The following is a 24,032-nucleotide window of genomic DNA, read 5'->3' on the forward strand; positions in this document are numbered from 1 at the left end:
CGGCGTCAGCCCCCGGTGCGGTTGAACTTCATGTCGTAGGGGCCGCCCTTACAGGCGCTGCCCGACTCATCTTTGGTGCCGCCGCCGGTGAGCAACATGATCGGGTCCTGCTCCGGCTCCGGGAGCGGGAAGGTGCCCTTGATCCTGACGTGCGAGGTCCCGCCGGCCGGACAGGACGCGTCGTACTCGTCGTCCCGCGTCCATACGTTGTTGGCAAACAACAGCAGTTGGGTGCCGCTACTGCCGTTTCGGACGAACCGGCTCAGACAGCGGTCACCGGTGCGGAGACAGATGGTGTCGACGTTGTAGTCGGCTTCCTGCGGCTTGGGCGCGTTGGCGCCGGTGTAGGTCGTCACCAGATGGTAGAAGCCGTGCAGCGCCTCCGCCGGCGAGATCTGGCGCGCGGACTGCTCGGCAGGGTTGGGCAGGCTGTTGAGGTCGGCGTCTCCGACCCGGGTGAACGTCACCGACCGCTTGCTGTAGCAGTCCAGAGAATCGGTGATCCATTCGCCGACCATGGTGCCGTCGGCGTGTGGCTGCAGCCAGACGTAGTTCCACTTCTCGATCGGCTTGTCATTGCAGTTTCCGCCCTCGAGTGCCACCGCGATCCAGCGCCCGCGAACGTCGTCGAACACCAATTTCGGGATGTGGTTGTAAGGCCCGTCGGTACGCTGCGCGGTCGCGACGCACCCACTGTTGTTGTTGCCGGTGCAGGCCGACCGCAGCACCCAGGTTTCCTTGGCCGGCGGTTCGGAGTTGGCCACCTCTTTCCCCGCCAGGGACAGCTTCGGGCCGAAGTCAGCGGTGTAAGTGCCGGTGAACGGACCGCCAGTGCTCGGCGCGCCGGAGGGCTCCGCCGTGCCCGAATGCTCGGTGGATTGATTGTCGCCACTCTTGCCACCACCGCTCAGCGCGATGCCGGCGACGACGGCGATGACCACCAGCAACACGCCCGCGCCCGCGAGGATCAGCGGGGTGCGGCGCTTCTTGCCCGGTTTGGCGGGCGTGCTTTCCGCGGAAGACGGTGGCGGGGCCGTTAGCTGCGGCTCGCCGCTCAACCGGAACTGGGTCGGCTCCTCGTTGCCATGCCGAGGCTGGCTGGGATCAAAGTTGGGCCGGCGCTGGGTCGGGTCGGTGGGCGGCCGCTGCGGGCTGGGCTCGGCAGGCGGCCGGTACAGCTTCGGATCCGACGACGGTCGATAGGGACTCGGCTCCGGAGGCGGTCGGCGCTGCGGCTCGGGCGGCGGCCGGCGCTGCGACGGGTCGACATAACCGGGGCCACCGCGCCGCGGCGGGGGTTGCCTGGGTGGCGGCGGACCGGGCGGCGGCTGCTTGGGCGGGGGCGCCAGCTGGGTTCGCTGCTGCACGGGCTCGGGCCGCCGCAACGGGATCGGCCGGGTCCCGGTGACCGCTTCCCGGGCGGCCGCGGCCATGTCCGTCACTGTCGGATAGCGCTGCTGAGGGGTCTTGGCCATCGCGGTGGCGATGACATTGTCGAGTTCTTCGGGTATGCCGCGCCTGATGGTGGACGGCCGCGGCGGCGGCAGGCTGAGGTGCCCACCGATCTGCTGTTCCAGGCTGCCGCCGGGGAACGGCTGACTGCCGGTGAGGCATTCATGCAACACGCACCCCAGGGCGTAGGTGTCACCGCTCGGGTCGGTCTGGCCGGTGGTCACGCGTTCGGGAGCCATATAGGCCCAGGTGCCGATGACATTGCCGGTTCCGGTCATGTGCGAATCCCCCGCGGCGCGGGCGATGCCGAAGTCGATCAGGTAGGCGAAGTCGTCTTCGGTGACCAGGATGTTGGACGGTTTGACGTCACGATGCACCAAGCCGATCCGGTGGGCGGCCCGCAGCGCCGAGGCGATCTGCTCAATGATGTTGACCGCGCGCTCGGGCTCCAGCGGGCCCTCGGAGATGATGGCCTGCAGGTCTCTGCCGACGACCAGCCGCATGTCGACATACAGCCGGCCTTCGATTTCGCCGAAATGGTGGATCGGCACCACGTGGGGGTCGTTGAGCCCGGCGGCCGCCAGCGCTTCCCTACGGAACCGCTGCTCGAATGTCGGGTCATTGGCCAGGTTTGCGGGCAGCACTTTCACCGCAACGACACGTTGGGTCTCGGTGTCGTAGGCACGCCACACCTCGCCCATACCGCCGCGGCCCAGCAACTCGATGAACTGGTAGCGGCCGAATGTCGTACCTTGCACTCCGCCCCCCTCAGCGAAAGTCTCGGTGGATACTCAGCAAAAAACATTAGAGCCGCACCAGCGGGGATGCACGGCCGTATTGACTAGCTAATCACGAAACGATTGCAGCCGGGATAGCGAGGCGCGGCACGGCCGGAAAAGCGCAGACTGAAACGTAGAGCCGGGAACTCCCGATGTAGGTCCAGGGGGTGCGCACATGCCATTCGAGACACCATCACCGGTCACCGAACTGACGCAGGAACTGCGCCTTGCCACCACCATGACCGGAGGGGTCAGCCTGGCCATCTGGATGGCCGGGGTAGCCCGCGAGATCAACCTGCTCGCGCAGGCGTCGCAGTGGCGCCGGGAGGGCGGCCCGTTTCCCGCCGACAGCCGGCTCAGCAAGGAGTCGGCCGCGTCGCTGCGGCTCTACGCGAGCCTCATCGATCTGCTCGACGTGATCGTCGACGTCGACATCCTGTCCGGGACGAGCGCGGGAGGCATCAACGCGGCGCTGCTGGCGTCGTCGCGGGTGTCGGGATCGGACCTGGGCGGGCTGCGTGAGCTCTGGCTCGACCTCGGAGCCCTGACCGACCTGTTGCGCGACCCGCGCGACAAATACACTCCGTCGCTGTTGTACGGCGACGAGCGCATGTTCGCCGCACTGGCCACACAGATCCCCAAGCTGGCGCCGGGACCTTTTCCGCCGGCAGAGTTTCCCGGCGGCGCGCGTATCCCGTCCACCACGCTGTACGTCACCACCACGCTGCTGACCGGTGAGGCAAGCCGGTTCACCGACTCGTTCGGAACCCTTGTCCAGGACGTCGACCGGCGCGGCCTGTTCACCTTCACCGAAAGTGACCTGGCCCGGCCCGGCACCGTGGGGGCCCTGGCGCTGGCCGCGCGCAGCTCCGCGTCGTTCCCCATCGCGTTCGAACCGTCGTACCTGCCCTTCAACAAGGGCACCCCAGCCAAGGGGAAGGTGCCGGCGCGGCCGCCGATGGCGCCGTTCACCAACATCACGCGGCCGCACTGGGCCGCGGACGGGGGCCTGCTCGACAACCGGCCGATCGACGTGCTGCTCAAGCGCATCTTCGATCGGCCGGCCCGCCGTCCGGTGCGCCGGGTCCTGCTGTTCGTGGTGCCGTCGGCGGGCCCGGCGCCAGATTTGGTGGCCGAGGCGGCACCGGATGACGTCAACGAACCGCTGGGACTCATCGATGGGCTGCTGAAGGATTTGGCCGCCATCACCACGCAGTCGATCGCGGCCGACCTGCGTGCCATTCGGGCTCATCAGGACCGGATGGAAGCCCGCACGGACACCAAGCTGCGGCTGGCCGAGCTGGCGGCGGCGCTGCCGCACAGCTCGCGATTGCTCACCCCTCGCCTGATGGCCGACTACGCGGCCCGGGAAGCTACCCGGCTCGCGCAGACGCTGACGGATGCGTTGCTGCGCCAGCTGGGTACCTGGCCTCCCGCATCGAGTGATCTCGCCGAGAGCATTCCGAAGAACTGGGAACCCGAGCTCGCCGTCGGCGGTGACTCCGATCGGGCCTGCCGGCAGCGGATCACTACGGCGATCGTGAGTCGCTGGACGCTGCCGAATGACCAGACACTGCCGCGCGGGCCTGCGGACCTGGCCCGGTACGGCCAACCGGCCCACGACCTCGCGAAGTCGTGTGCGATCGCGGTGGTACTCGCCGCCTATCAGCTGGCGCGGTCCGATGACGACGTCGCGGCCCTGGCCGAACTCACCAAGGGGATTCATGCGGCGTGGCCGCCCCCGGCGCCGGTTGAGCTCGGGACTTTGGTGCGCGAGGTGTGCACCGATGCGACGGTCCGGCAGGGATCCTTGACGGACGCCGCGGCCCTGATCGCCGCGGAATATCTGCATCGGATCACGGTGCCGGCCGTCGGCTGGAGCAACCTCGGCCAAGTGCTGTTCGACAACTTCGGCACGCTGAACATGTTGGCGGCCAACGGTTCAGCCGCCAGCGACGCGGCGGCCCCGCTGCGCACCTACCTGAGGTATCTGGACCTGGCGGAGGACGGGGACACCGCGGCATTGGCGTTGTTCGACCTCGCTGCGGCGCAGCGCGCGATGCTTCCCGCCGAGGCGGACATCGAACAGTCCGTGGAGCTCGTCCAGGTGAGCGCGGACTCGCGCAGCCTGCTCGCCCCGGACTGGCAGACCGCGCAGCGCAAGCTGACCGGTATGCAGTTCCACCACTTCGGCGCGTTCTACAAGCGGTCGTGGCGGGCCAATGACTGGATGTGGGGTCGGCTCGACGGCGCCGGCTGGCTGGTTCATGCGCTGCTGGACCCGCGGCGGGTGCGGTGGATGGTGGGGCACCGCGCCGGCGACGATGCGCAACGCGCAGCGTTGCGAGGAGGAGCGGCGCCATCAGACCGCGCCGGCGACGATGCGCAACGCGCAGCGTTGCGAGGAGGAGCGGCGCCATCAGACCGCGCCGGCGACGATGCGCAACGCGCCGGCGGCGCGCAATGGTTCCTCGAGCGACTCAAAGAGCTTGGTGCACCGGCCTTTCCGAAAACCGGCTATCGGCTGCCGACGGTCGGCGAGGAATCGGAGCGGCTGACCGAGGACATGTTGCTCGCCGAACTGGCCTTTCTCGACGACCCGTCTGCGGACCTACCGCCCAGCCTGCCCCGGACGTCGCTGTGGTTGGCACAAGCGTGGCAGCAACGAGTTCTCGACGAGGAACTCGATGAACTGGCCGCCACCGTGATCGACACCGAACCGGGCGAACGGCCCGACTGGAGCCCGGCCACCTCGCGCAAGTGGGCGCAGCAGGTACTGGCCGCCGCCCCCGGGCCGGCGAAATATGCTCTGCTGAATGAGGATCCGGTGGCGGCCGAGACCTTCGCCACCGACAAGGGTTCGCCCCTGATGGCGCACACGGTGGCCAAAGCGGCCGCGACGGCATCCGGGGCGGCGGGCTCGGTCCGGCAGCTGCCCGCAGTGGTCAAGCCGCCGTTGGCCACCCTGCGGACGGTGGCCCTCGGCGGGTACCGCGTGGTGTCGCTGACCCGCGGGGTGGCCAAGTGGACGTTGATGGCCGGCGCAGCGCTACTCGTGCTGGGCACGGCGGCGGCGATCGCATCCGACGGTACGTTCGGCGCGCTGGGCCTTGCCGCGGCCGGCATCGGCGCCTACCTCCTGGTCCTGGGAACCTGGCAGTTCTCCACCCGGCTGCTGTTCGCGCTGTTGTCGACAACGCTTGTGGGCGCGGTACTTTCGCTGGCCACGCCGACGGTACGCCACCGGCTTTTCGGCGACGCGACGCATCCCGGCTGGGTGGGCACCCACGCCTATTGGCTGGGCGCGCAGTGGTGGCACCCCCTGGCCGTCGTCGGCGCACTGGCACTCAGCGTCACCCTGGCGGCCGTCGCCAAGCCCTCAAAACCCTCGTCGCGCCGCCGCCGGGCCCGGTAGAGCGGGTCACTTCAGGGCGCTGATTCCGTTGTAGAGCACCATCAAGCCGATCAGCACCAGGACCGCGGCGAGCATCGCGGCGTGGTTCTTCTGCATCCATTCCTTGAGACGGTTCAACGGCTCATCGAGACGGTCGCCAGCGGCGGCATATCCCAGGATGGGTATCGCCACCGTCGACCCGGACAGCACGATGAACACCGCGGCGAAGAGCCATTTGCCGCCGATCCCCAGCCCGCTGGTGCCGATGGCCAGCCCGCCCGCCAGGCAGAGGATCGACACCTCGAGCCGGACCACCGTGAGCACCAACGCCGTAATGCCGGCCCGCTTCGGAGTGATGGTGTCGAACGCCCGCATCCACCGCGGCGCCTCGCCGTGACCGTGGCGAGTCAGCCACCGATAGATGCCGAACAAAATCAGTGCCGAACCCATCACGACGCGCAGCCAGGACGCCCACGCCGGTGGCGACTTGTGCAGGCCGGCGAACAAGCCGGATCCGGCCACGAAGAGCGCCGTGAGCGCGGTCAGCCCCAGCATCCAACCACCGAGAAACGCCAGGCTCGTCGGCCGTGGCCGCGGCGAATGCAAGACCAGCACCGCCGGGATGATCGTCAGCGGAGAAACGGCGATGACCAGAGCCAGCGGAATGAGGGTGGCAAGCAGTGAGCCCCAATTTCCTGTCACGGGCAGCAATCTTCGCATTCAACACGCGTGCTCACCCGTCAAACGGGGCGCGTGCGCACGATCGGGTCCTCCTTATGGGCTTTGACCGGGGCCGAGCTCGGCGGCAGCGTGAGCAGGTTGCCCCGCAGGCTGCCGCGCGCGGTGCGGACGGTGACCAGGATCCAGGTCAGCAGCAGACCCAGGTAGGCGACGGCGGCCGCGACCTTGAACGCCGGAAGGTGAGTGTGCGCGGCCAGTTGAGAGGTGCCGGTGACAAAGGTGCCCACCGGAAAGGTGAGGCTCCACCACGTCAGCGCGAAGGGCATCCCGCGCCGCAACGTACGCACCGTCAGCGCGGTGGCCAGCGATATCCATAGCACCGCGAACCCCCACACCGGCACCCCGAAGATGACGGCGAAGTCGTGCATCGCCGCCGCGAGTTGGTGATCGACCGCACCGGTTGCGGCCGCCGTCGCCAGAAGCCCTGCGGCCGTGATGGATTGGCCGAGCGGACCCAGCACGATCCACAGCGTCGGCACCCGCGCCGAGCCGGAGGTGCCGTACAGCACCAGCCTGCTCCAGATCATCGCGATGATGTTCAACGAGGCGATCAGGGACAGGCCGAACATCGCGTAACACCCGTAGAGCATGGTTTCGCGGCCGGTTCCCGGCGGCATGTGTGGCAGTAGCAGCGCGCCCGTAGCGGCCGACACCATCGGCGGCACCACCGGCATCAGCCAGCCGCCGAACGCGGCGTCGGGTTCGACGTGCAGTTGGGTGAACATCAGGAACGGGATGCTGACGGCGGTGAACAACCCACCGGCCGTGCCCGCCGTCCACAGCACCCAGTCCAGGTCGACGGCAACCCGCCGGCCGATCAGGTCCCCGCCCACCAGCACCGCGCCGGCGCCGACGGTCATCAACGCCATCGGTGCGGCACCGTAGAAGTGGGCCATCTGCGGATTGCGGGCATGGGTGCGGGCCACCGTCGGGTTGCGCAGCCAGTGGCCGCCGACCAGGACGATCAGCACCGCCAGCAGGGCCGCGGCGAGCACCCAGACACCGCTGGTGAACCCTCGCAGACCGGGCACGTGTACCGGCAGTGTGGCCCCGGCGATGGCCACGATCCCGGTGCCCATCACCGAGGCGAACCAGTTGGGCCCGATATTGCCCAGAACCTCGACGCGTGGGTGCGATTCTTTGGGTAGCGATGGCGCGTCGTCGGGGCTGGGGTTGGCCATAGCTGAGCAACCTACTGCCGACGATCACCCGCCGGCGCAATTGGGCAGAACATGTCGGGTGAACAGTTTCTGAAGGCGGCATCGGGAATTGCGGTCGCCTACACTGCCGTGGGTGCAGCCCTGGCGAAAGCTCGCGATTCGATGACAAAGCCGCTGGTGATCGGAATCTCCGTGCTGCTGGTGGTGGCGGCCCTGGCCATGCCGATCAAGCAGCGGTGCGGGGCCCCGGGCCGCTCCTGCGCCACCGCGGTAGACGCTAATGGCGACGTACACTATTACTACGAAGTGGAACCATTCGGCATATTCCTTATCGAAAGTGTGATTGGTTCGAATATCCCGTTGTATTACACGTCCGGCGAGGAGATCGAGAGGGTCCGCTGAATGGCAGGGCATGCGCGCATAGCAGCACTGGTCGTGTCGGCGATGCTGATCGGCGGTGCCATCGCGTCGGTGCCGGTGACCGATATCGCCCTCGTCACCGCGCACGAGAATTTCTGCGGCGCCGGCTACCTGTGCCCCGCCGACCCGGCGCCCGACGGCGGCGACCAAGCCACCGCGGAACGCCGAATCACTGACGGCTATGTCGCCAAGCAGGCGGGTTGCACCCCCGACCTACCGGCCAACCCGCAATCGGTGACCTGGGATCCGCCCGGGTTCACCCCCAACACCGGTGGATCGGGAACCATCAACGATTCGGATCCGCAGCTCGGTGGCCACTTTGTCGCCGACTACGTCAACGGCCGCTGGCACATCGACTACCAGTACTGCTGAGACTCAGCCGCGGCACGCCTGCGCCGCGAACCGCACCGTTGTGACCGACGGCGTGTTGAACTGCGCGTCAAGCGTCAAGTCGGGTTGCACCGGTTGGTTGTCGATGCCCAGGCGGGTGAGGTCCAGCAGGATCTGGACGGTGTCCGGCGCCACCCGGCGGGCATTGGTGTCCCGGTCGGGCCGCATCCGCGCGTCGGTCCCCTCGGCAGCCAGGGTGCTGGTGATGGCCAGGTCGTCGGTGTCCTGCTCGGGACCCAGTTCGGCGAACTTGCGGCCGTTATTGGCCACGCTGTAGGTCAGGACGTAGCCGACGAACTTGGTCGATTGCGTTCCCGTGGGCGACGGCGGCAGCGGCTTGGCGAAGTGAATCGTCAGCTGCAGCACGCTGCTGCGGGGGTGCTTCACCTCGACGCCGGACACGGTGATGCTGTCGGGCGGCTTCGGCCCTTCCTGTAGCCGGCAGTTCAGCCGGCCCGGCAGGCCGGCCCAGTCATCGCGCGGCGGGTCGGACCACAGGGTCCAACCGATGCCGGCCAGGGCCACCACCAGAACGACCGGCAGTGCTACCCGAAGCGGTGCCGGCAGGACGTCCCACCGCCGACGCAGCCCGGTCGGCTGCTTAGTCCCCTTGGGCCGCCGGTGCGTCGTCCAGCGCTCACCGTCCCAGTAGCGCTGACCCGGCGAACCGTCGGGATCGACGTACCAGCCTGCCGGCGGTGCAGTCGGCACGGTCAAGCTCCATTCGATCGGCGGAAGTCAGGGGTGGGCGTGCTGATGGCCGGCGCCTAAGGCGGCGAATCCAGCGATTCCGGCGGCCAGTCGAGCATCTGCACCTTGTCGCCCTTCCACTGGAACCCGACGGTGGTCAGGATCCCGTCGGTGCAGGTGGAGCAGCTCTGCTGAGTCCGATAGGTGAGGACGACGGTGTCGTTGGTGGACGCCGGGCCCTCCAGCTCGGTGAAGGGGTAAGCCCTGGGGGTGGCGGTCCCGACATACCCGCCGCGGTGAAACAGCAGCGCCAGGTCGGGCGAACTGCTGGTGCCGTCCTGCACCGTCACCACGATCGCGGACAGGTCCGCGCACGCGTTGTAGTTGCTGGCCGAGGCGTTGCGGTCCCATTGCTTGCCGGTCTTGCGGTCCGGAGCAACCTGGCCCAGCGCCGCGGTCAGGGCCGCGGCTTCGTCCGGCCCACAGGCGGCGGGGTTGCCCGCGACGGAGGTCGTCGGCGCCGCCGTGGTCGAGGAGGATGGCGCCGATCTGGCCGCGCGTGGGCCTCGATCGTCGCCGCCGAAAGCGAACACCGCCACCGCGCCCAGGCAGACCAGCATGACTAACGCGGCGACCACCCAGCCGATGCGTCCCCGGCCGGGTGCGCTGGTATCCAGGTCGTCGGTGGGGTCATACGCCGGGGGCGGCCAGTCCGGGTCGACCTCCCCAGCAACCATCTTTGAACAGACCCTTCCGACCCGATCGTGCCTCAACAGCTCTAAACGACCGCCGGGCTTGGCGGATTGTAGCCTGAAACGGCTGGTAGCGACATTTTAGCGACGCCGCTACCGCCGGCGTGTCCAGGTGAATCTGCCCACATCAGCAACTTTTTGTTGGGGGGTTCGCAGCAAGCTACCGCATACTAGACGGCATGCGTCGAACGACCTCACCGCAAACCGCCGGCCCGCTGCCGGCCGGTGCGCTGGTGTCTGGTCGGGGCCGCTAGTGGGGCGTTCCGGCGGCGCACACCGCCTACAGAAGAATCAACGTGCGCGCGGGAACCATTCGCAGCTTCGCCGACGGCTGTCGCGGGGCTTCATGACGCTGGTGTCGGCGGTGGCGCTGGGCATGACCGGCGCGGGCTATTACGTGGCGCACGGCGCGCTCGGCGGCATCACCATTTCGCAGGCTCTGACCGCCGAAGACCCCCGGTCCACCGGTAACACGATGAACATCCTGCTGATCGGGCTGGACTCCCGCAAGGACCAGGAGGGCAACGACCTGCCCTGGTCGATCTTGAAGTACCTGCACGCCGGCGACTCCGATCAGGGTGGCTACAACACCAACACCCTCATACTCGTGCACGTCAGCGCCGACGGGAAGGTCGTCGCGTTCTCCATTCCACGCGACGACTGGGTGCCCTTCAACGGGGTTCCCGGCTACAACCACATCAAGATCAAGGAGGCGTACGGGCTCACCAAGCAGTACGTCGCCAACCAACTCGCCAACCAGGGCGCGAGCTCACAGCACGAACTCGAGACGCGGGGACGCGAAGCCGGGCGAGCCGCCACACTGCGCGCAGTACGCAGCCTCACCGGAGTTCCCATCGACTATTTCGCCGAGGTCAACCTGGCCGGTTTCTTCGACCTGGCCCAGACGCTGGGCGGCGTCGAGGTGTGTTTGAACCATCCGGTCTACGACTCGTATTCCGGAGCCGACTTCCCGGCCGGCCGGCAGCGCCTCGACGCGTCGCAGGCGCTGTCCTTCGTGCGACAGCGGCACGGCCTGGAGAACGGCGACCTGGACCGGACCCACCGTCAGCAGGCCTTCCTGTCCTCGGTCATGCACGAACTGCAGGACACCGGCACCTTCACGAACTTCGACCGGCTCAACAGCCTGATGGCCGTCGCACGCAAGGACGTCGTGCTGTCCGCCGGCTGGGATGAGGCGCTGTTCCGCCGGATGGGCGACCTGGCGGGCGGGAACGTCGAGTTCCGGACGCTGCCCGTGGTGCGTTACGACAACATCGACGGCCAGGACGTCAACATCATCGACCCGGCTGCCATCAAGGCCGAGATCGCCGCGGCCCTCGGAACGGATTCGCCGACGACAGCACCGAGCACCACGAGCGCCAAGCCGAACCCGTCGACCATCGTTGACGTCGTCAACGCCGGGAGCATCAGCGGGCTGGCGACCCAGGTGTCCAACGCGCTGAAGAAGCGCGGCTACACCGCCGGGCAGGTCCGCGACCGGCAATCGGGCGACCCGTCGACGACCACGATCCAGTACGGCGCGGGCGCGGAAACCGATGCGCAGAGCATGGCCACCCTGCTCGGTGTCGACGCACCCAAGCAGGCCGACGCCTTGATCGCACCCGGGCACATCCGGGTCACCGTGGACACCAACTTCTCCATGCCGGCCGCCGACGAGTTGTCGGATACGACCAGCACGACGAGCACGACCACGACGACCACCACAACCACCAAGCCGAGCAGCAGCGGCTACTACTACAACGGCACCTACACCAATTACCCGACGCCCGATCGGGGAAAGCCGATCGACGGCGGCGGGGTGCCCTGCGTCAACTGAGGCCCGCGACGCAGCGCCGTCAGGCGTGCGTTCCGCCGTCGATCCGAATCTCGGTGCCGGTGATGAACTTGCCGTCCTCAGACACCAGCATGGCGATGACGCCGGCGATCACCGACGGGTCCGCCATGCCGGCGCCGCTGGACTTCTCCGTGGTGGACAGGATCGGCATCAAACGGCCGAACAGCGACCAGTCGGCGTCTTTCGGGATGTAGCCACCGGTGGCGTCGGTGATACCGGACTTGATACTGCCCGGGGCCACACAGACCGCGCGGAGTCCGGCGGCGGCGTATTCCAGGGCCAGTGAGTGGGTGAACGCCTGCACGCCGCCCTTGCTGGCGGCGTAGGCCGCCATGTATGGGTGGGCAAAGCTCGCCGAGGTGGAGCTGAAGTTGACGACGGTGCTGCGCGGGTTGTCCAGAAGCGCTGGTAACGCTTCGCGGACCATGAGGAACGTGCCGGTCAGGTTGACGGTGATGATGCTGTTCCACAGCTCGAGGCTGGTCTGGTGAGTGTGCGCGGCGCGCAGGATGCCGGCTGCGTTGACCAGTGAGTCGAGCCCGCCGAGGGTGTCGATGGCACTGCGCACTCCGGCGGTGACCGAACGCTCGTCGGCGACGTCGATGACGCTGGTGGTGAACCGCTCGGCGGACTCGGCCGCCCGGTCCCGTGTGGTCACCAGGCCGTCCACCACGACGTCGGCGCCCACCACCGTGGCCCCCTCGTCGAGCAGGCGCAGCGCGGTGGCCTGCCCGATCCCCGATCCGGCGCCGGTCACCAGGATCCGCTGACCATCCAGTCGCTTCATGCCGGAAGCGTAACGCGCGCAGGGAACCTCAGTTCACCGTCGCCGAGAACGAGTCGACCCCCAGTCCGACGCCGCCGCTCCACGGCTCGAAGCCGGCCTGGATGCTGGTCAGGTACCACGAGTCGGTGATCGACTCCATCGTGGCGGTGTGGTCGATGAAGTCCATCGCGTCGAAGGTCCACACCTCGATGGGCTGGTTCGCGACGTAGGACATGACGTTGTTCTGGCCGTTGCTGCCGTCCCACACCGTGAAGGTCTTGCCGTTGATCGTGGTGCTGCCCACCGGGGCGCCGACCGGCTGGATGGGGCCCTGGTGGTTGAACCAGACCATGATCTCCTGGTTGTTCACTCCGGTGGTCTTGGGTGTGGGGTCCAGCCAGATGTCGTAGGCCGCGTCCCAGGTTCCGCCGGTGACGTAGTTGTAGTCGATGCTGGTGGTCGCGCTGTTGATCTGACCCAGCTGAATGGGCAGGTTGGTGCCCGTCGACGCGTTGCCGTAGTGCACGCCCGCGTAGACCGACGGATAGCCCAGCGGGGCGCCGTTGGTGGGGGCGGAGCCGTTTTCGGTGGTGATGGTGAACCCGGTCTGGCTGACCGTGATGGCCTGACCGCCCGGGTTGTTCCAGGCGTTGTTCTGCACCACGTAGCCGCCGGTGATCGTCGTCGATCCGTACTGCGTGGAGATGACGGTTCCGCCGGTCGGGAGGGTCGGCGGAGTGGTCGGGGTGGTGGGCGTGGTGGGGGTGGTCGGCGTCGTGGTGCCGGGGGTGCCGGTGATCAGCGGATTGGTCGGGGGCGCGTAGGCGCCGGTGTGGGCGGCCTGGAACCCGACCTCGACGGAGGTCCCGGGTGCGATCGTCGCGTTGTAGCTCGCCGGCGTCACGGTGTACTGCTGCGTTGTCGTCGGGGCGAGTTGGCCGCCCCAGGCGCTGGACACCGACGAGCCGGTAGGCATGGTGAATTGCAGCTGCCAATTGTTTATCGGCGTGGCCGTGGAATTGGTGATTGTGTACTTGCCGATGAAACCGCCGTCCCATTGCGAGGCCGTCGTGTACGTCGCGGACAGACCGGCCGGGGTGGTGGGCGTGGTCGGCGTCGTCGGCGTGGTGGGCGTGGTCGGGGTGGTGGGCGTCGTCGGCGTGGTGGGCGTCGTCGGTGTGGTGGGAGTCGTGGGCTCGGTCGGGGTCGACGTGGACGGGGTGGCCGGAGCCGGGCGACCCGTCAGCAGGCTGACCACACCCTGCAACTGGGCCTGCACCTGCTGCTCCGCGTTGCGCAGCGAGGCCGCGACCGCCGTCTCGGTGCCGGCATACCATTGCGCGCCCGCGCTCAGCGCCTGCACGATGCGGGCGTTGACGGCGGCAACCACCTGCGCGCTGATCGCCTGGTACTGCCTGGCCTGCAGGTTGAGGAATCCGTTGACCGCGGCCGATATCTCGTCCACGCCGAGCGCCGCCAGTTGGGTGGTGGGCACCGCGGCCGCGGTGTTGGCCGCCGTCAGCGTCGAGCCGATACCGGCGAAATCCGCCGCCGCGGCCGCCAGCAGCTCTGGTTCGGCAATCACATACGACATGTCTAATTCCTTAGATCACGAGCAATATCTGCCTATAACAGGCATATATCGAACGGATAACGAACACATCGGCCGAACGTAGCACGCACTGGTCTACAGGGTGTTCAGAAACAGCGAATTTGAACACACAGGGCGGTGTTGTCAAAGGACTTCACAAATAATGGGGAATGCGCAACGGGCGTACCAAATTGCCCGCAATTACTTAGCGCACCGCAATAAAGCGCGGCTCGGGCTGCTCGGGCGAATCGGGCGGCTCGGGCGGCCTACACCACTCCGCGCAGCGCGTCGGCGCCGAACATCTGCTCCATCATCGAGGAGTAGTCCGGTCCGCGCCGCACCATGTGGCCGCCGTCGACGTTGATGCACTGGCCGGTGATGAAGCTGGCCGCATCGCTGAGCAGGAACATGGCCAGGTTGGCGACGTCCTCGACCTCACCGATCCGGGGCAGCGGCGTGCAGAGCGCGTAGTCGCCGCTGATCTCCGGCGACTGGATGACGCTGGCGTCCACCAGGTCGGTGCGGATCAGGCCGGGACGGATGCTGTTGGCCCGCACCCACGACGCCCCGAGCTCATCCGCGGCCAGCTGCATCATGTGGTCGATGGCCGATTTGGTGACCCCGTACGGCCCGAACCAGCGGTGCGTGTTGCTGGCGGCGATCGAAGAGATGGCGACGAAGGACCCTCCCCCGCCACGCACCAACTCCCGCGCGGCGTGCTTGAGCACATACATGGTGCCGTTGACGTTCAGGTCGACGGTGCGCCGCCAGGCTTCCGAATCGGTGTGGGTGATCGGTCCGACCGTCAGCGAGCCGCCCGCGCTGTGCACCACCCCGTACAGCCGGCCATGCCATGCCGTTGCGGCATCCACGGCCCGGACGACCTCGTCTTCGTTGGTGACGTCGGCCGGCTCGTAGCGAATCGAGCCGGACAATTGCAGCCCTTCGATCTCGGCGACGGCCTCGGCCAGCCGGTCGGCGTTTCGGCCGACGATCATCACCGATGCGCCGCCGTCCACCAGGCCGGTCGCCACCGCCTTGCCGATACCGCTGCCGCCGCCGGTGACCAGGTATGTCCGGTCGGTGAATGAAAGCTGCACTGAGAGCCCCTCGCGCCGAAACTGAAACAGGTTCTAACTATCGAACCATGCGCGCTATGGGATATCGCGGCGGGCGACCTTGGTCGGCCGGGCGGTGCGCCAGTCCTCGACGTCGGGCGGCAACCCGACCGGGAATCTGTTCTCGTTGTGCGCCGCCCAGTGCGCGTGCCCGAGTTCGTGGACGTGGAACGCGTGGCGCAGCGCCTCGGTGAAGCCCATGGCGTCGGCGGCCGCGTTGACCGAGGCCTTCACCAATAGCGACGCCATGGTGGGTCGTTCGGCGATGCGCCGCGCGAACTCGAGGGTCTTCTCCTCGAGGTCGTCGAGCGGGAAGACCTTGGACACCATGCCGAGCCGGTAGGCCTCGTCGGCATCCAGCGAATCACCGGTCAGCAGTAGCTCTTTGGCCTTGCGCGCGCCGAATTCCCAAGGGTGCGCATAATATTCGACGCCCGGCATGCCCAGCCGCACCGCGACCACGTCGCTGAACTTGGCGTTGTCGGCGGCCACGATCAGGTCGCAGGCCCAGATCAGCATCAACCCGGCCGAGATGGCGTTGCCCTGCACCTGGGCGATGGTGATCTTGCGCAGGTCGCGCCAGCGACGGGTGTTCTCGAAGAAGAAGTGCCACTCCTGGTGGTAGAGCTTCTCAACGATCGGCTCGAGGGTGGCGCCGTGCGAGCGGAACGTCGGATGCTGGTGCGGCCCGGGCTTGCGCTCCAGCATCGCCTCCTCCGACCCGAGGTCGTGGCCGGCGGAGAAGTTGCGGCCGCGCGCCGCCAGGATCACCACACGCACGGTGTCGTCGGCCTCGGCACGCGCGAACGCCTCGTCCAGCTGCACCAGCAGGGTGCGGTTCTGCGCGTTGTGGGCGTCCGGCCGGTTCAGCCAGATCCGCGCGATACGGCCCTCATCCAGCGTTTCGTAGACCACCATCTGCGGGGTATCGGCGTTCTGGGACTCAGCGCCAGCGCTGGTCTGATCGGAAAGTGTCATTCCGCCCACCTCACTTGTCACGGGGCTTGGGCTTTACACATTACGGCGAGTGTGTAACCGGGATACGGCTGGGTTGCCGACTGGCGACGGGCCCATAGCACGTCTTGGCTTAGCATTGACCAATGCCAACAAAAACGGACCATGGTGACATCGGCGACGTGGAACCGCTGGCCGACAGCACCGCAAGTCAGGCCCGGCGCGTGGTCGCCGCGTACGCCACCGACGCCGATGAGTGCCGCGTCTTCCTGTCCATGCTCGGTATTGGTCCGGCGAAGCACGAAAACTAATGGCTGCCAGGAGCGGCCGGTCTGCGAAGGCAGGCTTCGGCGACTCCGACTTCGTGGTGGTGGCCAACCGGCTACCCGTCGACATGGAACGGCTGCCCGACGGCAGCACCACGTGGAAGCGCAGCCCCGGCGGCCTGGTCACGGCTCTCGAGCCGCTGCTGCGCAAGCGCCGCGGCGCCTGGATAGGGTGGCCCGGCCTGGTCAGTGACGATGTCGCTGAACCGGACGAGAAGCCGATCGTCCAGGACGAACTCCAGCTTCATCCGGTCTGGCTGAGCGCCGAGGATGTCGCGGACTATTACGAGGGATTCTCCAACGCCACCCTGTGGCCGCTGTACCACGACGTCATCGTCAAGCCGATCTACCACCGCGAATGGTGGGACCGCTACGTCGACGTCAACCGCCGGTTCGCTGAAGCCACCGCACGCGCGGCCGCCGAGAACGGCACCGTCTGGGTCCAGGACTACCAGCTGCAACTGGTGCCCAAGATGCTGCGGAGCCTGCGGCCGGACCTGACCATCGGCTTCTTCCTGCACATCCCCTTCCCACCGGTGGAACTGTTCCGGCAGCTGCCGTGGCGCACCGAGATCGTCGAGGGTCTGCTCGGCGCCGACCTGGTGGGCTTCCATCTGGCCGGCGGCGCCCAGAATTTCCTGGTCCTGGCCCGGCAACTGATCGGCGCCAACACCTCGCGCGGTTCGGTCGGGGTGCGGTCGCGGTTCGGCGAGGTGGAATACGAGTCCCGCGTCGTGCGGGTCGGCGCGTTCCCGATCTCCATCGACTCCGGCGCGCTCGACCACGCTGCCCGGGACCGCAACATCCGGCGCCGGGCGCGGGAGATCCGCGCCGAACTCGGCAACCCGCGCAAGGTGCTGCTCGGCGTCGATCGACTCGATTACACCAAGGGCATCGACGTTCGGCTCCGCGCGTTCAACGAGCTGCTGGAAGAGGGCCGCGCCAAGCGGGACGACACCGTGCTGATCCAGTTGGCCACGCCCAGCCGCGAGCGCGTCGAGAGCTACCAGATCCTGCGCAACGACATCGAGCGGCAGGTGGGCCACATCAACGGCGAGTACGCCGAGGTCGCCCACCCGGTGGTGCACTACCTGCACCGCCCGGTCCCCCGCGACGAACTCATCGCCTTCTTCGTGGCCAGCGACGTCATGCTGGTCACCCCGCTGCGGGACGGGATGAACCTGGTGGCCAAGGAGTACGTCGCCTGCCGCAGCGACCTGGGCGGCGCCCTGGTGCTGTCCGAATTCACCGGCGCCGCAGCAGAACTCCGTCAGGCGTATCTGGTCAACCCGCATGACCTGGAAGGTGTGAAGGACGCGATCGAGGCGGCGCTCACCCAGACCGAGGACGAGGGTCGCCGCCGGATGCGCGCGATGCGCCGCCAGGTGCTCGCCCACGACGTAGACCGTTGGGCCCGTTCATTTCTCGACGCGCTGGCGTCGGGGGCCGAAGACACGCAACCGAGCGCGCGGACCTGACCGCCCGATTCCTTGGTTTTCGCGGCCAATCGCTGTGATACTCAGATGCAGCGCGTGGAACCTGTAGGCAGGAAGGGAGAGCACCGTGAAGATCCGTCGTGGGCTGGCCGCCGGTGCGGGCGTAGCCCTGGCCGTTTCGACCGGGTTCGTGCTGCAATCGGGTGACCCGGCGCATGCGGTCGCACCCCCGGCGGATGGCGTGTACACCTTCAACGGACCCGGGGTTCCGGCGACCTGGACGATCGGCGTGCTGTGCATTCAGGTCAACGGCAGCCGCTATTACAAGGACTATGACAACCCGGACATCATGGCGGACTTCTGCGCTCTCAACGTGGTCAGCGCCACGCCCCAGGCGCCGATCACCAACCAGGACCAACTGCAGAACTTCAGCGGCAGAGCCCGGCTGACCAACGGACTGTGGACATTCCAGGTCGACAAGGCCACCGGCGTTTCGTGCCCGGGCGGCGGGACCGGCCCGACCCAGGAAACCTACGCGTTCGACAACGAGACGATGGCCGGTACGCACACGATCCTGCACGGCGCGGTCTGCGGCCTGCAGTCGGACATGAAGAAAGAGCCGTTCTCACTGCAGCTCATCGGCCCCCCGGCGAGCCCGATCGAGCGCTATCCGTTGCGGTGCAACGACATTGCGATGTGCTTCTAACGGAACGGCCGGCTAGATCGGCGTGATGTAGGAGATCAGCCACTTACCGCCGATGCGCTTGAATTCGACGCGCAACCGGCTGCCGTCATAGTGCGGCTCGCGTGACTTGTCCGTCACGATGCGGTTCATGTACACCATCGCGGTCGCCGAATTGCGCTTGGCGGCCATGACTCCCACGCCCACCACGTCCGCCTGGACCACCATCTCCCGCTTCTTCGCCTCGGGAATGATCTGCGCGTTGACGACTTTCTTGAACTCCTGGCGGTAGTCCGGCGTCAGCAACGGATAGACGTCGTTGAGGCTGCGCTCGATGGTCTGGAAGTCGTAGCCGAAGAACTGCGGGATCTCCTTCTCGGCCAGCTTCGGCAGCTCCGCCCGGGCGGCCTGTTCACCGCGGGTCTCCACCCGGTCCCAGTAGAACCAGCCGCCGATCGCCGACAACGCCACCACCGCGACGATGGCCAGGGCGCCGGCGACCGGGAGAAGCCACCGCAGCCGGCGCATCAGTTGCCTCCGTTGGGATACATCAGGTCGTTAGGCGGTCATCTGGCCGCGCTCGTCCTGGTGCACGATGACCCGCAACCGGTACGGCTCGGACGGTTTGTTGACACCGTCGATGTCAGCGACGGTCACCCGCACCGCAACCAGCACCGACGCGTTGTCGCTGACGTTGTCGATGCCTTCCAGGGCGGCGCCGTTGATGACCGCCTCGGAGGTCGCGTTGGTCTTGCGGTACAGCTGCTTGAGGAACTCGACGTTCTCGCTGCCGAACTTGCTGCGCAGCGGGCCGCTGGTGCCGTTGACGAACCGGGTGACCGATTCGTCGATGGTTTCCTGGGTGTAGCTGTACATGTTGACGACGGTCTGGGAGGCCGTGTCGACGAAGCGCTGCTCGCGGGCCTGCCGCGCGTCGGCCGCGCGGTGCTGGCCGGCCAGAACCACGACACCCCACACCAGTCCGGCGATCACCAGAACCGAGGCGGCCAGGGACACCCAGCCGACCATCCGGCTATTCGGCCGGCGCCGCCGGGGCGGCCGGGCGCTGATGGACGTGGACTTCTTCGCGGGGCGCGTCGGTGCGGGCTTGGTCTTGACCGCGGTGTCGTCGGCACGGACCTCGCCGTCGTCGGCTACCGGGGCGCTGACCGCCGCGTCCTTCGGCGGACCGGCCGCGCGCGACGCCCGGCGGCGGACGCGCTGGGTCGTCGCGTGTTCTTCTGTCACCACTGGATCCACTAAGAGTTTTTCGGCGCGAGCATGAGGTCCACCCAGCTCTCGGCGTTGGAGGTCCCGGTAACGCCGGACGCGAAGATACCAGTGCCGCCCGCCGGATCCTTGAACCGGCCGGTAGACGGGTCATAGGTGGTGGTGTAGGCAGCCCCGTTGGCCTCCGCCGGACCCGTGCCGACCGGTGGCCCCGGCGGCTCGATGAACTTGGGGTAGGGCAACTGCGGGGGTACCGGCGGATAGTTCGGCGGCATCCACGACGGGTTACCCGGGGGTGGCGGGACGTTGTTGGGCGGCGGCGGGTCGTAGGCAGGCTGATGCGGCGCCGGACCCGGGCCGGGCGTCACCCCGGGCGGCGGCGGACCGACGATCGGGGTCCCCGGATCGGGATCGGCTCCCGGCGGGATGAACGGGAAGTGGTTGGGCGGCAGCACGTTCAGCCCGTTGGTGACCGGGGTGCCGTACGGGATCGGCGGCCCGCGCCACGGGTTGGTGCCGATCGGCACATACCCACGCGGGTCGCGGCACAACTGCACCGTCGGCGCCCGCTTACCCGGGAACTCCTGGCACGGATAGTTGCGTGCGCCACGCACGGTGGTCGGGTCGTTCTGTGCGGTCTTGCAGTACATGTCGCGCGGGACTTCCCGCACCGTCTCGTCGGCCGGCGTGCGCATCAACGGTGACGGTATGAAGCCGGTGCTGCACGGCGGCGGGTCGTTGAGGTCGAGCTTGAAGTCCAGCTTCGCGCCTTCGTCCTGCGGTGCACCGCCGGCCGCCGTCGTGATCGCGGCGAACAGCGCCGGGAAGACGACGAGCAGTTGCTCGATCGATTTGTGGTAGATCACGCCCACCCGGCCCAAATTGGCCATGTTGGCCGCCAGCGCCGGGAAGGACGGGCGGATACCGCTGAAGGTCTCGTTGGCCTGGTCCAGTGCGCCCGGCGCGGTGGCCAGCGTGTCACGCAACTGCGGGTCGGCCCGGCGCACCTCGGAGGTGAAGCGCGCCAACCCGTCGGACAGCGACTTGATGTCGGCGCCGGCGCGGACCTGGGCCTGCAGGAAGGGTCCGGCCTGGTCGATCAGCTGGGAGACCTGCGGGTAGTTGGTGTTGGCCTCGTCGACCAACAGCCGCGCCGACTCGACCAGCCTGGCCAGTTCGGGTCCGGTGCCGTTGGTAGCCAGGAACGCCTCGTGCAGCACCTCGCGCAACCGGGTGTCACCGAGGCTGTTGACCAGCGTCTCCGCCTTCTTCAGCAGGTCGGCGACGTCCTGGCCGATGCGGGTGTTGGCCCGGTCGATCTTGGCGCCGTTGCGCAGCTTGCCGGGCGCCGGGTTGGCCGGCGGCACCAGGTCGATGTACTGCTCACCGATCGCCGACACACTCTTGACCGTCGCGGTGACGTTCGACGGGATCGGGGTGCCGCTGTTGAGCCGCATCTCGGCGGTGACGCCGCTGGGGTTGAGTTGCACCGACTCCACCCGGCCTACGGCGACGCCGCGGTAGGTGACGTTGGCGTTCTTGTACAGGCCACCGCCGGCTACGAAATCGGCGCTCACGCCGTAGGTTCCAATGCCGAACGTGGACGGCAGCCGCAGGTAGAAGATCGCCATCACGGTAAGCGTGATCACGGTGATCGCCGCGAATATGGACAGCTGGATTTTGGTTAGTCTGTCGATCATCGCCGCCGCCTCTACTGCGCCGCCGTGCCGGGCGGAATCTTGAACGGGTCGGCCGCCTGCCCGGACAGGTTTGCCAACTGGCCCATCAGGAAGTCCGGCGCATTCAGCACCTCGTCCATGTGCATCATGTTCGGGTCCAGGGCGTAGCTCGTCGGGAAGAACGTCTCACCGAGCCGGCGCAGGGTCAGGTCGAACGTGGTGAACACGTTGAGGTAGTCACCGCGCACCGCCTGCTTGATGCCGAAGTTGGGGAACGGGAACGTCAGCATGATCTGCAGCGAAGTGACGAAGTTCTTCTTGTTATCGTTGAGCGCCTTGATCGCCGAGTACAGGTCCTTGAGGTCGGCGGCGAAGTCGGTCTTGGTCTTGGACAACACGTTTGAGGTGACCTGAGCCAGCCGGTTCAGCGCGCTGAAGGCCTGGACGATGTTGTCGCGGTTCTTGTTGAGCACGCGCAGCGCCTCGGGCAACGAGTCCAGCGCCCGGCCCAGGTTGTCCTTGTCGCGCGCCAGGATCGAGGAGAACCGGTTGAGTCCCTCGACCGCGGAGATGATGTCGTTGACCTGCTTGTTGAGACCCGAAGTCAACTCCGCGAGCCGGGGCATCAGGTCGACGAACTGGCCCTGCCGGCCGGCCACGGCCTGGTAGGTCTCGTCGGTGATCTCTTCCAGCGCACCGACGTTGCCCTTGTTGACCACCACACCGAGAGCCGAGAACACTTCCTCGGTGGTCGGGAAGCGGCCCGTCCTGGACTCCGGGATGCGCCCCCCGTTGACCAGCCGGCCCGTCGGCGCCTGGTCGGTCGGCGGAGCCAGGTCGATGTGCAGCGAACCCAGCAACGAGGTCTGGGCCACCTTGGCCACCGCGTTGGCCGGCAGCACCACGTTCTTGTCCAGCGCCAGTTTCACTGCGGCATAGAAGGATCCGTCGGAACGCTGCTCGGCCGAGATGCCGGCCACACTGCCCACGGTGACGTCGTCGACCATCACCGGGGAGTTCTGCGGCAACGTCGACACGTCGGGCAGTTCGACGGTGATCGAGTACGCGCCGCCGCCGTGGCCTGCGGTGCCGGGCATCGACAGGGAATTCAGCCCGCCGAACGAGCACCCGGCCAGCAGCGTGCTGCCGACGACAAACACTGTGGCGCGCAACAGGATTCGCTTCATCGTCCCGCTCCTTGCTCGGCAGGCAGCGGTCCGGGTGCCGGCCCCGGCGCCGCGGCCGGTGCCGCGGGTGCGGGTCCTGGTGCAGGTCCCGGTGCGGGCCCGTACCCCGGCGGCGACGCCGGGCCCGGGCCGGGCGTGGTGGGCACGAACAGGTTCTGCAGGTCCGTGATGTTGGTCGGCGCCGGCTGGCCCGAACCCTTGGCCGGAATCCAGGTCAGCTCCGGCACCGGGGTTTCCGCCTTGGCCGCGGTGGCGGGGGTGTCGTAGATGATCTGCCCCTTGTAGGCGGTGATCATGTTGATCGGGTGGAACATGATCGGTGGGAAGTTCACGGTGAGCCGGCGCAGCACCGGGCCGAGGCGCTCCCGGCAGATCTCGGCGCGCTTGAAGTACTCCGGCCCGGACGGCCCGGCCGCGGTGTCAAAGGACCCACCGCAGATGAACTGAACGGGGTTCATGAAGTTGGGCAGCGACAGCAGACCGTTCAGGGTGCCCTGCGCCGGGTCGTAGATGTTGTAGAAGTTCGTGATACCGGGACCCGCGACGTGCAGAACCTGCTCGATGTTCTCGCTCTGGTCGCTCAGGGTCTGGGTGAAGTCGGTCAGCTGGTTGACCGTCTCGATCAGCGTCGAGTTGTTCTCGTGCAGGAATCCCCGGACGTCCGACAGGGCCTGGTTCAGTGATCCGAGCGTGTGGTCGAGGTCCCGGGAGCTGTCGGCGAGCACCTGGGAGACCGAGGCCACGTGCCCAGCAAACTGAACGATCTGCTCGTTGCTCTGCGACAGCGCGTCGACGAGCACCTGCAGGTTCTTCACCGTGCCGAAGATGTCGCTGCGCGAATCCCCAAGGCGCCCAGCCACTTGCGCAAGCTCACGCAGGGCGTTGTGGAAGGAGTCGCCGTTGCCGTTGAGGGTGTCCGCGGCCTGGTTGATCGCCGCGCCCAGCGGGCCCTGCATCTCGCCGGCCGCCGGGCTGAGCGAGACGGACAGCTGGGTCAGCGCTTCCTTGACCTCGTCCCACTCCACCGGGACCGCGGTGCGGGTCAGGTCGATGCTGGCGCCGTCCGGCAACGAGGGGCCGCCGGTGAACGCCGGAGTGAGCTGGATGAAGCGGGCCGCCACCAGGTTCGGCGACATGATCACGGCCTTGGCGTCCGCCGGGATCTTGACGCCGTCCTTCACCTTCATGGTGATCTTGACGTCGGACGCACGCGGTTCGATGGAGTCGATCTCCCCCACCGGCACGCCCAGAATGCGCACCTGGTCCCCGGGGTAGAGCCCGACGGCCGAGGTGAAGTAAGCGGTGAGCTTGCGTCCACCGCCCCCGGCCGAGAACAGCACGTAGGCGCCGCCCACCAGCACCGCCACCAACACGACGATGGTGACGGTCCGCCAGCCCTTGCTGCCGAAGCGCTTCGCTGTTGTCATATG

19 protein-coding genes and 3 pseudogenes are annotated in these 24,032 nt (G+C 67.6%); 7 read left to right on the forward strand and 15 right to left on the reverse strand.

The features are described from left to right. Positions 1–5: 5 nt before the first annotated feature. On the reverse strand, positions 6–2,210 hold the full coding sequence (locus C0J29_RS34545; RefSeq protein ID WP_065162796.1) for a serine/threonine-protein kinase: 2,205 nt from the start codon (positions 2,208–2,210) through the stop codon (positions 6–8). 196 nt (positions 2,211–2,406) lie between these two features. Between C0J29_RS34545 and C0J29_RS27185 the strand changes: the two genes are divergently transcribed. Further along, positions 2,407–5,646, forward strand: coding sequence for a patatin-like protein (locus tag C0J29_RS27185; protein ID WP_120794125.1), 3,240 nt, complete (start codon positions 2,407–2,409; stop codon positions 5,644–5,646). Positions 5,647–5,652: 6 nt separating this feature from the next. On the opposite strand, the gene C0J29_RS27190 is transcribed toward C0J29_RS27185, so the two are convergent. Further along, on the reverse strand, positions 5,653–6,345 hold the full coding sequence (locus C0J29_RS27190; protein ID WP_065045447.1) for a GAP family protein: 693 nt from the start codon (positions 6,343–6,345) through the stop codon (positions 5,653–5,655). A 20-nt stretch (positions 6,346–6,365) separates the two neighbouring features. Then, complete coding sequence (locus tag C0J29_RS27195; protein ID WP_120794126.1) at positions 6,366–7,547, reverse strand: TDT family transporter; 1,182 nt, start codon at positions 7,545–7,547, stop codon at positions 6,366–6,368. A 141-nt stretch (positions 7,548–7,688) separates the two neighbouring features. Here C0J29_RS27195 and C0J29_RS27200 point away from each other — a divergent pair, with 141 nt between their 5' ends. Beyond that, positions 7,689–7,928: a hypothetical protein gene (locus C0J29_RS27200; RefSeq protein ID WP_065045454.1), complete on the forward strand. Its 240-nt coding sequence runs from the start codon at positions 7,689–7,691 to the stop codon at positions 7,926–7,928. Next, positions 7,929–8,318, forward strand: coding sequence for a hypothetical protein (locus tag C0J29_RS27205; RefSeq protein ID WP_065045445.1), 390 nt, complete (start codon positions 7,929–7,931; stop codon positions 8,316–8,318). It abuts the gene before it with no gap. Between the two features lie 3 nt (positions 8,319–8,321). On the opposite strand, the gene C0J29_RS27210 is transcribed toward C0J29_RS27205, so the two are convergent. After that, on the reverse strand, positions 8,322–9,047 hold the full coding sequence (locus tag C0J29_RS27210) for a DUF2510 domain-containing protein (RefSeq protein WP_371872468.1): 726 nt from the start codon (positions 9,045–9,047) through the stop codon (positions 8,322–8,324). Positions 9,048–9,103: 56 nt separating this feature from the next. Then, a complete protein-coding gene (locus tag C0J29_RS27215) occupies positions 9,104–9,763 on the reverse strand; it encodes an LppP/LprE family lipoprotein (RefSeq protein ID WP_120794128.1) in 660 nt (219 codons plus the stop codon). A 268-nt stretch (positions 9,764–10,031) separates the two neighbouring features. Here C0J29_RS27215 and C0J29_RS27220 point away from each other — a divergent pair, with 268 nt between their 5' ends. Then, entirely contained in the window at positions 10,032–11,615 is a 1,584-nt protein-coding gene (locus C0J29_RS27220; RefSeq protein WP_370530959.1) for an LCP family protein, read from the forward strand. Between the two features lie 19 nt (positions 11,616–11,634). On the opposite strand, the gene C0J29_RS27225 is transcribed toward C0J29_RS27220, so the two are convergent. The 5 genes and pseudogenes from C0J29_RS27225 to C0J29_RS27240 all read right to left on the reverse strand — a co-directional run bounded on the left by C0J29_RS27225 (position 11,635) and on the right by C0J29_RS27240 (position 16,026). After that, the gene (locus tag C0J29_RS27225; protein WP_120794130.1) at positions 11,635–12,420 is read right to left on the reverse strand and encodes an SDR family NAD(P)-dependent oxidoreductase; all 786 of its coding nucleotides are present in this window, start codon (positions 12,418–12,420) and stop codon (positions 11,635–11,637) included. 28 nt (positions 12,421–12,448) lie between these two features. Continuing rightward, positions 12,449–13,063, reverse strand: coding sequence for a GH12 family glycosyl hydrolase domain-containing protein (locus C0J29_RS34040; protein ID WP_231513245.1), 615 nt, complete (start codon positions 13,061–13,063; stop codon positions 12,449–12,451). Between the two features lie 135 nt (positions 13,064–13,198). Then, positions 13,199–13,993, reverse strand: a pseudogene (locus C0J29_RS34045) (cellulose binding domain-containing protein); the annotation flags it as partial. 263 nt (positions 13,994–14,256) lie between these two features. Next, complete coding sequence (locus C0J29_RS27235; protein WP_065047186.1) at positions 14,257–15,090, reverse strand: SDR family oxidoreductase; 834 nt, start codon at positions 15,088–15,090, stop codon at positions 14,257–14,259. Between the two features lie 54 nt (positions 15,091–15,144). Further along, positions 15,145–16,026, reverse strand: a complete 882-nt coding sequence (locus tag C0J29_RS27240) for an enoyl-CoA hydratase (RefSeq protein ID WP_370530961.1) — start codon at positions 16,024–16,026, stop codon at positions 15,145–15,147. Positions 16,027–16,208: 182 nt separating this feature from the next. Here C0J29_RS27240 and C0J29_RS27245 point away from each other — a divergent pair, with 182 nt between their 5' ends. The 3 genes and pseudogenes from C0J29_RS27245 to C0J29_RS27255 all read left to right on the forward strand — a co-directional run bounded on the left by C0J29_RS27245 (position 16,209) and on the right by C0J29_RS27255 (position 18,530). Further along, the gene (locus C0J29_RS27245) at positions 16,209–16,373 is read left to right on the forward strand and encodes a hypothetical protein (RefSeq protein ID WP_120794132.1); all 165 of its coding nucleotides are present in this window, start codon (positions 16,209–16,211) and stop codon (positions 16,371–16,373) included. Next, positions 16,315–17,866: pseudogene (locus tag C0J29_RS27250) on the forward strand (alpha,alpha-trehalose-phosphate synthase (UDP-forming)). The gene C0J29_RS27245 and the pseudogene C0J29_RS27250 overlap by 59 nt, the downstream one beginning before the upstream one ends. An 85-nt stretch (positions 17,867–17,951) precedes the next feature. Continuing rightward, entirely contained in the window at positions 17,952–18,530 is a 579-nt protein-coding gene (locus C0J29_RS27255; protein ID WP_120794133.1) for a hypothetical protein, read from the forward strand. A 12-nt stretch (positions 18,531–18,542) separates the two neighbouring features. Here C0J29_RS27255 and C0J29_RS27260 read toward each other — a convergent pair whose 3' ends face one another. The 5 genes and pseudogenes from C0J29_RS27260 to C0J29_RS27280 all read right to left on the reverse strand — a co-directional run bounded on the left by C0J29_RS27260 (position 18,543) and on the right by C0J29_RS27280 (position 24,029). Then, the gene (locus tag C0J29_RS27260) at positions 18,543–19,034 is read right to left on the reverse strand and encodes a mammalian cell entry protein (protein WP_120794134.1); all 492 of its coding nucleotides are present in this window, start codon (positions 19,032–19,034) and stop codon (positions 18,543–18,545) included. Then, positions 19,034–19,766 (reverse strand): annotated as a pseudogene (locus C0J29_RS27265) (mammalian cell entry protein). Before C0J29_RS27265 ends, C0J29_RS27260 begins: the two are co-directional and overlap by 1 nt. Then, complete coding sequence (locus C0J29_RS27270) at positions 19,766–21,436, reverse strand: virulence factor Mce family protein (protein WP_120794135.1); 1,671 nt, start codon at positions 21,434–21,436, stop codon at positions 19,766–19,768. The pseudogene C0J29_RS27265 and the gene C0J29_RS27270 overlap by 1 nt, the downstream one beginning before the upstream one ends. An 11-nt stretch (positions 21,437–21,447) precedes the next feature. Continuing rightward, complete coding sequence (locus tag C0J29_RS27275) at positions 21,448–22,602, reverse strand: virulence factor Mce family protein (RefSeq protein WP_120794136.1); 1,155 nt, start codon at positions 22,600–22,602, stop codon at positions 21,448–21,450. Next, positions 22,599–24,029 (reverse strand): virulence factor Mce family protein, encoded by a 1,431-nt coding sequence (locus C0J29_RS27280; RefSeq protein WP_120794137.1) that lies wholly within the window; start codon positions 24,027–24,029, stop codon positions 22,599–22,601. Before C0J29_RS27280 ends, C0J29_RS27275 begins: the two co-directional genes overlap by 4 nt. Between the last annotated feature and the right edge of the window lie 3 nt (positions 24,030–24,032).

The organism is Mycobacterium paragordonae, from assembly GCF_003614435.1.
GTDB classification, from domain to species: Bacteria; Actinomycetota; Actinomycetes; order Mycobacteriales; family Mycobacteriaceae; genus Mycobacterium; species Mycobacterium paragordonae.

What these genes read in the sequence shown, in the direction of transcription:
- C0J29_RS27190 (WP_065045447.1), bottom strand. Translation starts at nt 6,345, where the DNA reads ATGCGAAGATTGCTGCCCGTGACAGGAAATTGGGGCTCACTGCTTGCC.
- C0J29_RS27200 (WP_065045454.1), top strand. Translation starts at nt 7,689, where the DNA reads ATGACAAAGCCGCTGGTGATCGGAATCTCCGTGCTGCTGGTGGTGGCG.
- C0J29_RS27195 (WP_120794126.1), bottom strand. Translation starts at nt 7,547, where the DNA reads ATGGCCAACCCCAGCCCCGACGACGCGCCATCGCTACCCAAAGAATCG.
- C0J29_RS27215 (WP_120794128.1), bottom strand. Translation starts at nt 9,763, where the DNA reads ATGGTTGCTGGGGAGGTCGACCCGGACTGGCCGCCCCCGGCGTATGAC.
- C0J29_RS27260 (WP_120794134.1), bottom strand. Translation starts at nt 19,034, where the DNA reads ATGCGCCGGCTGCGGTGGCTTCTCCCGGTCGCCGGCGCCCTGGCCATC.
- C0J29_RS27280 (WP_120794137.1), bottom strand. Translation starts at nt 24,029, where the DNA reads ATGACAACAGCGAAGCGCTTCGGCAGCAAGGGCTGGCGGACCGTCACC.
- C0J29_RS27240 (WP_370530961.1), bottom strand. Translation starts at nt 16,026, where the DNA reads ATGGTGGTCTACGAAACGCTGGATGAGGGCCGTATCGCGCGGATCTGG.
- C0J29_RS27225 (WP_120794130.1), bottom strand. Translation starts at nt 12,420, where the DNA reads ATGAAGCGACTGGATGGTCAGCGGATCCTGGTGACCGGCGCCGGATCG.
- C0J29_RS27275 (WP_120794136.1), bottom strand. Translation starts at nt 22,602, where the DNA reads ATGAAGCGAATCCTGTTGCGCGCCACAGTGTTTGTCGTCGGCAGCACG.
- C0J29_RS27205 (WP_065045445.1), top strand. Translation starts at nt 7,929, where the DNA reads ATGGCAGGGCATGCGCGCATAGCAGCACTGGTCGTGTCGGCGATGCTG.
- C0J29_RS27245 (WP_120794132.1), top strand. Translation starts at nt 16,209, where the DNA reads ATGCCAACAAAAACGGACCATGGTGACATCGGCGACGTGGAACCGCTG.
- C0J29_RS27270 (WP_120794135.1), bottom strand. Translation starts at nt 21,436, where the DNA reads ATGATCGACAGACTAACCAAAATCCAGCTGTCCATATTCGCGGCGATC.
- C0J29_RS27185 (WP_120794125.1), top strand. Translation starts at nt 2,407, where the DNA reads ATGCCATTCGAGACACCATCACCGGTCACCGAACTGACGCAGGAACTG.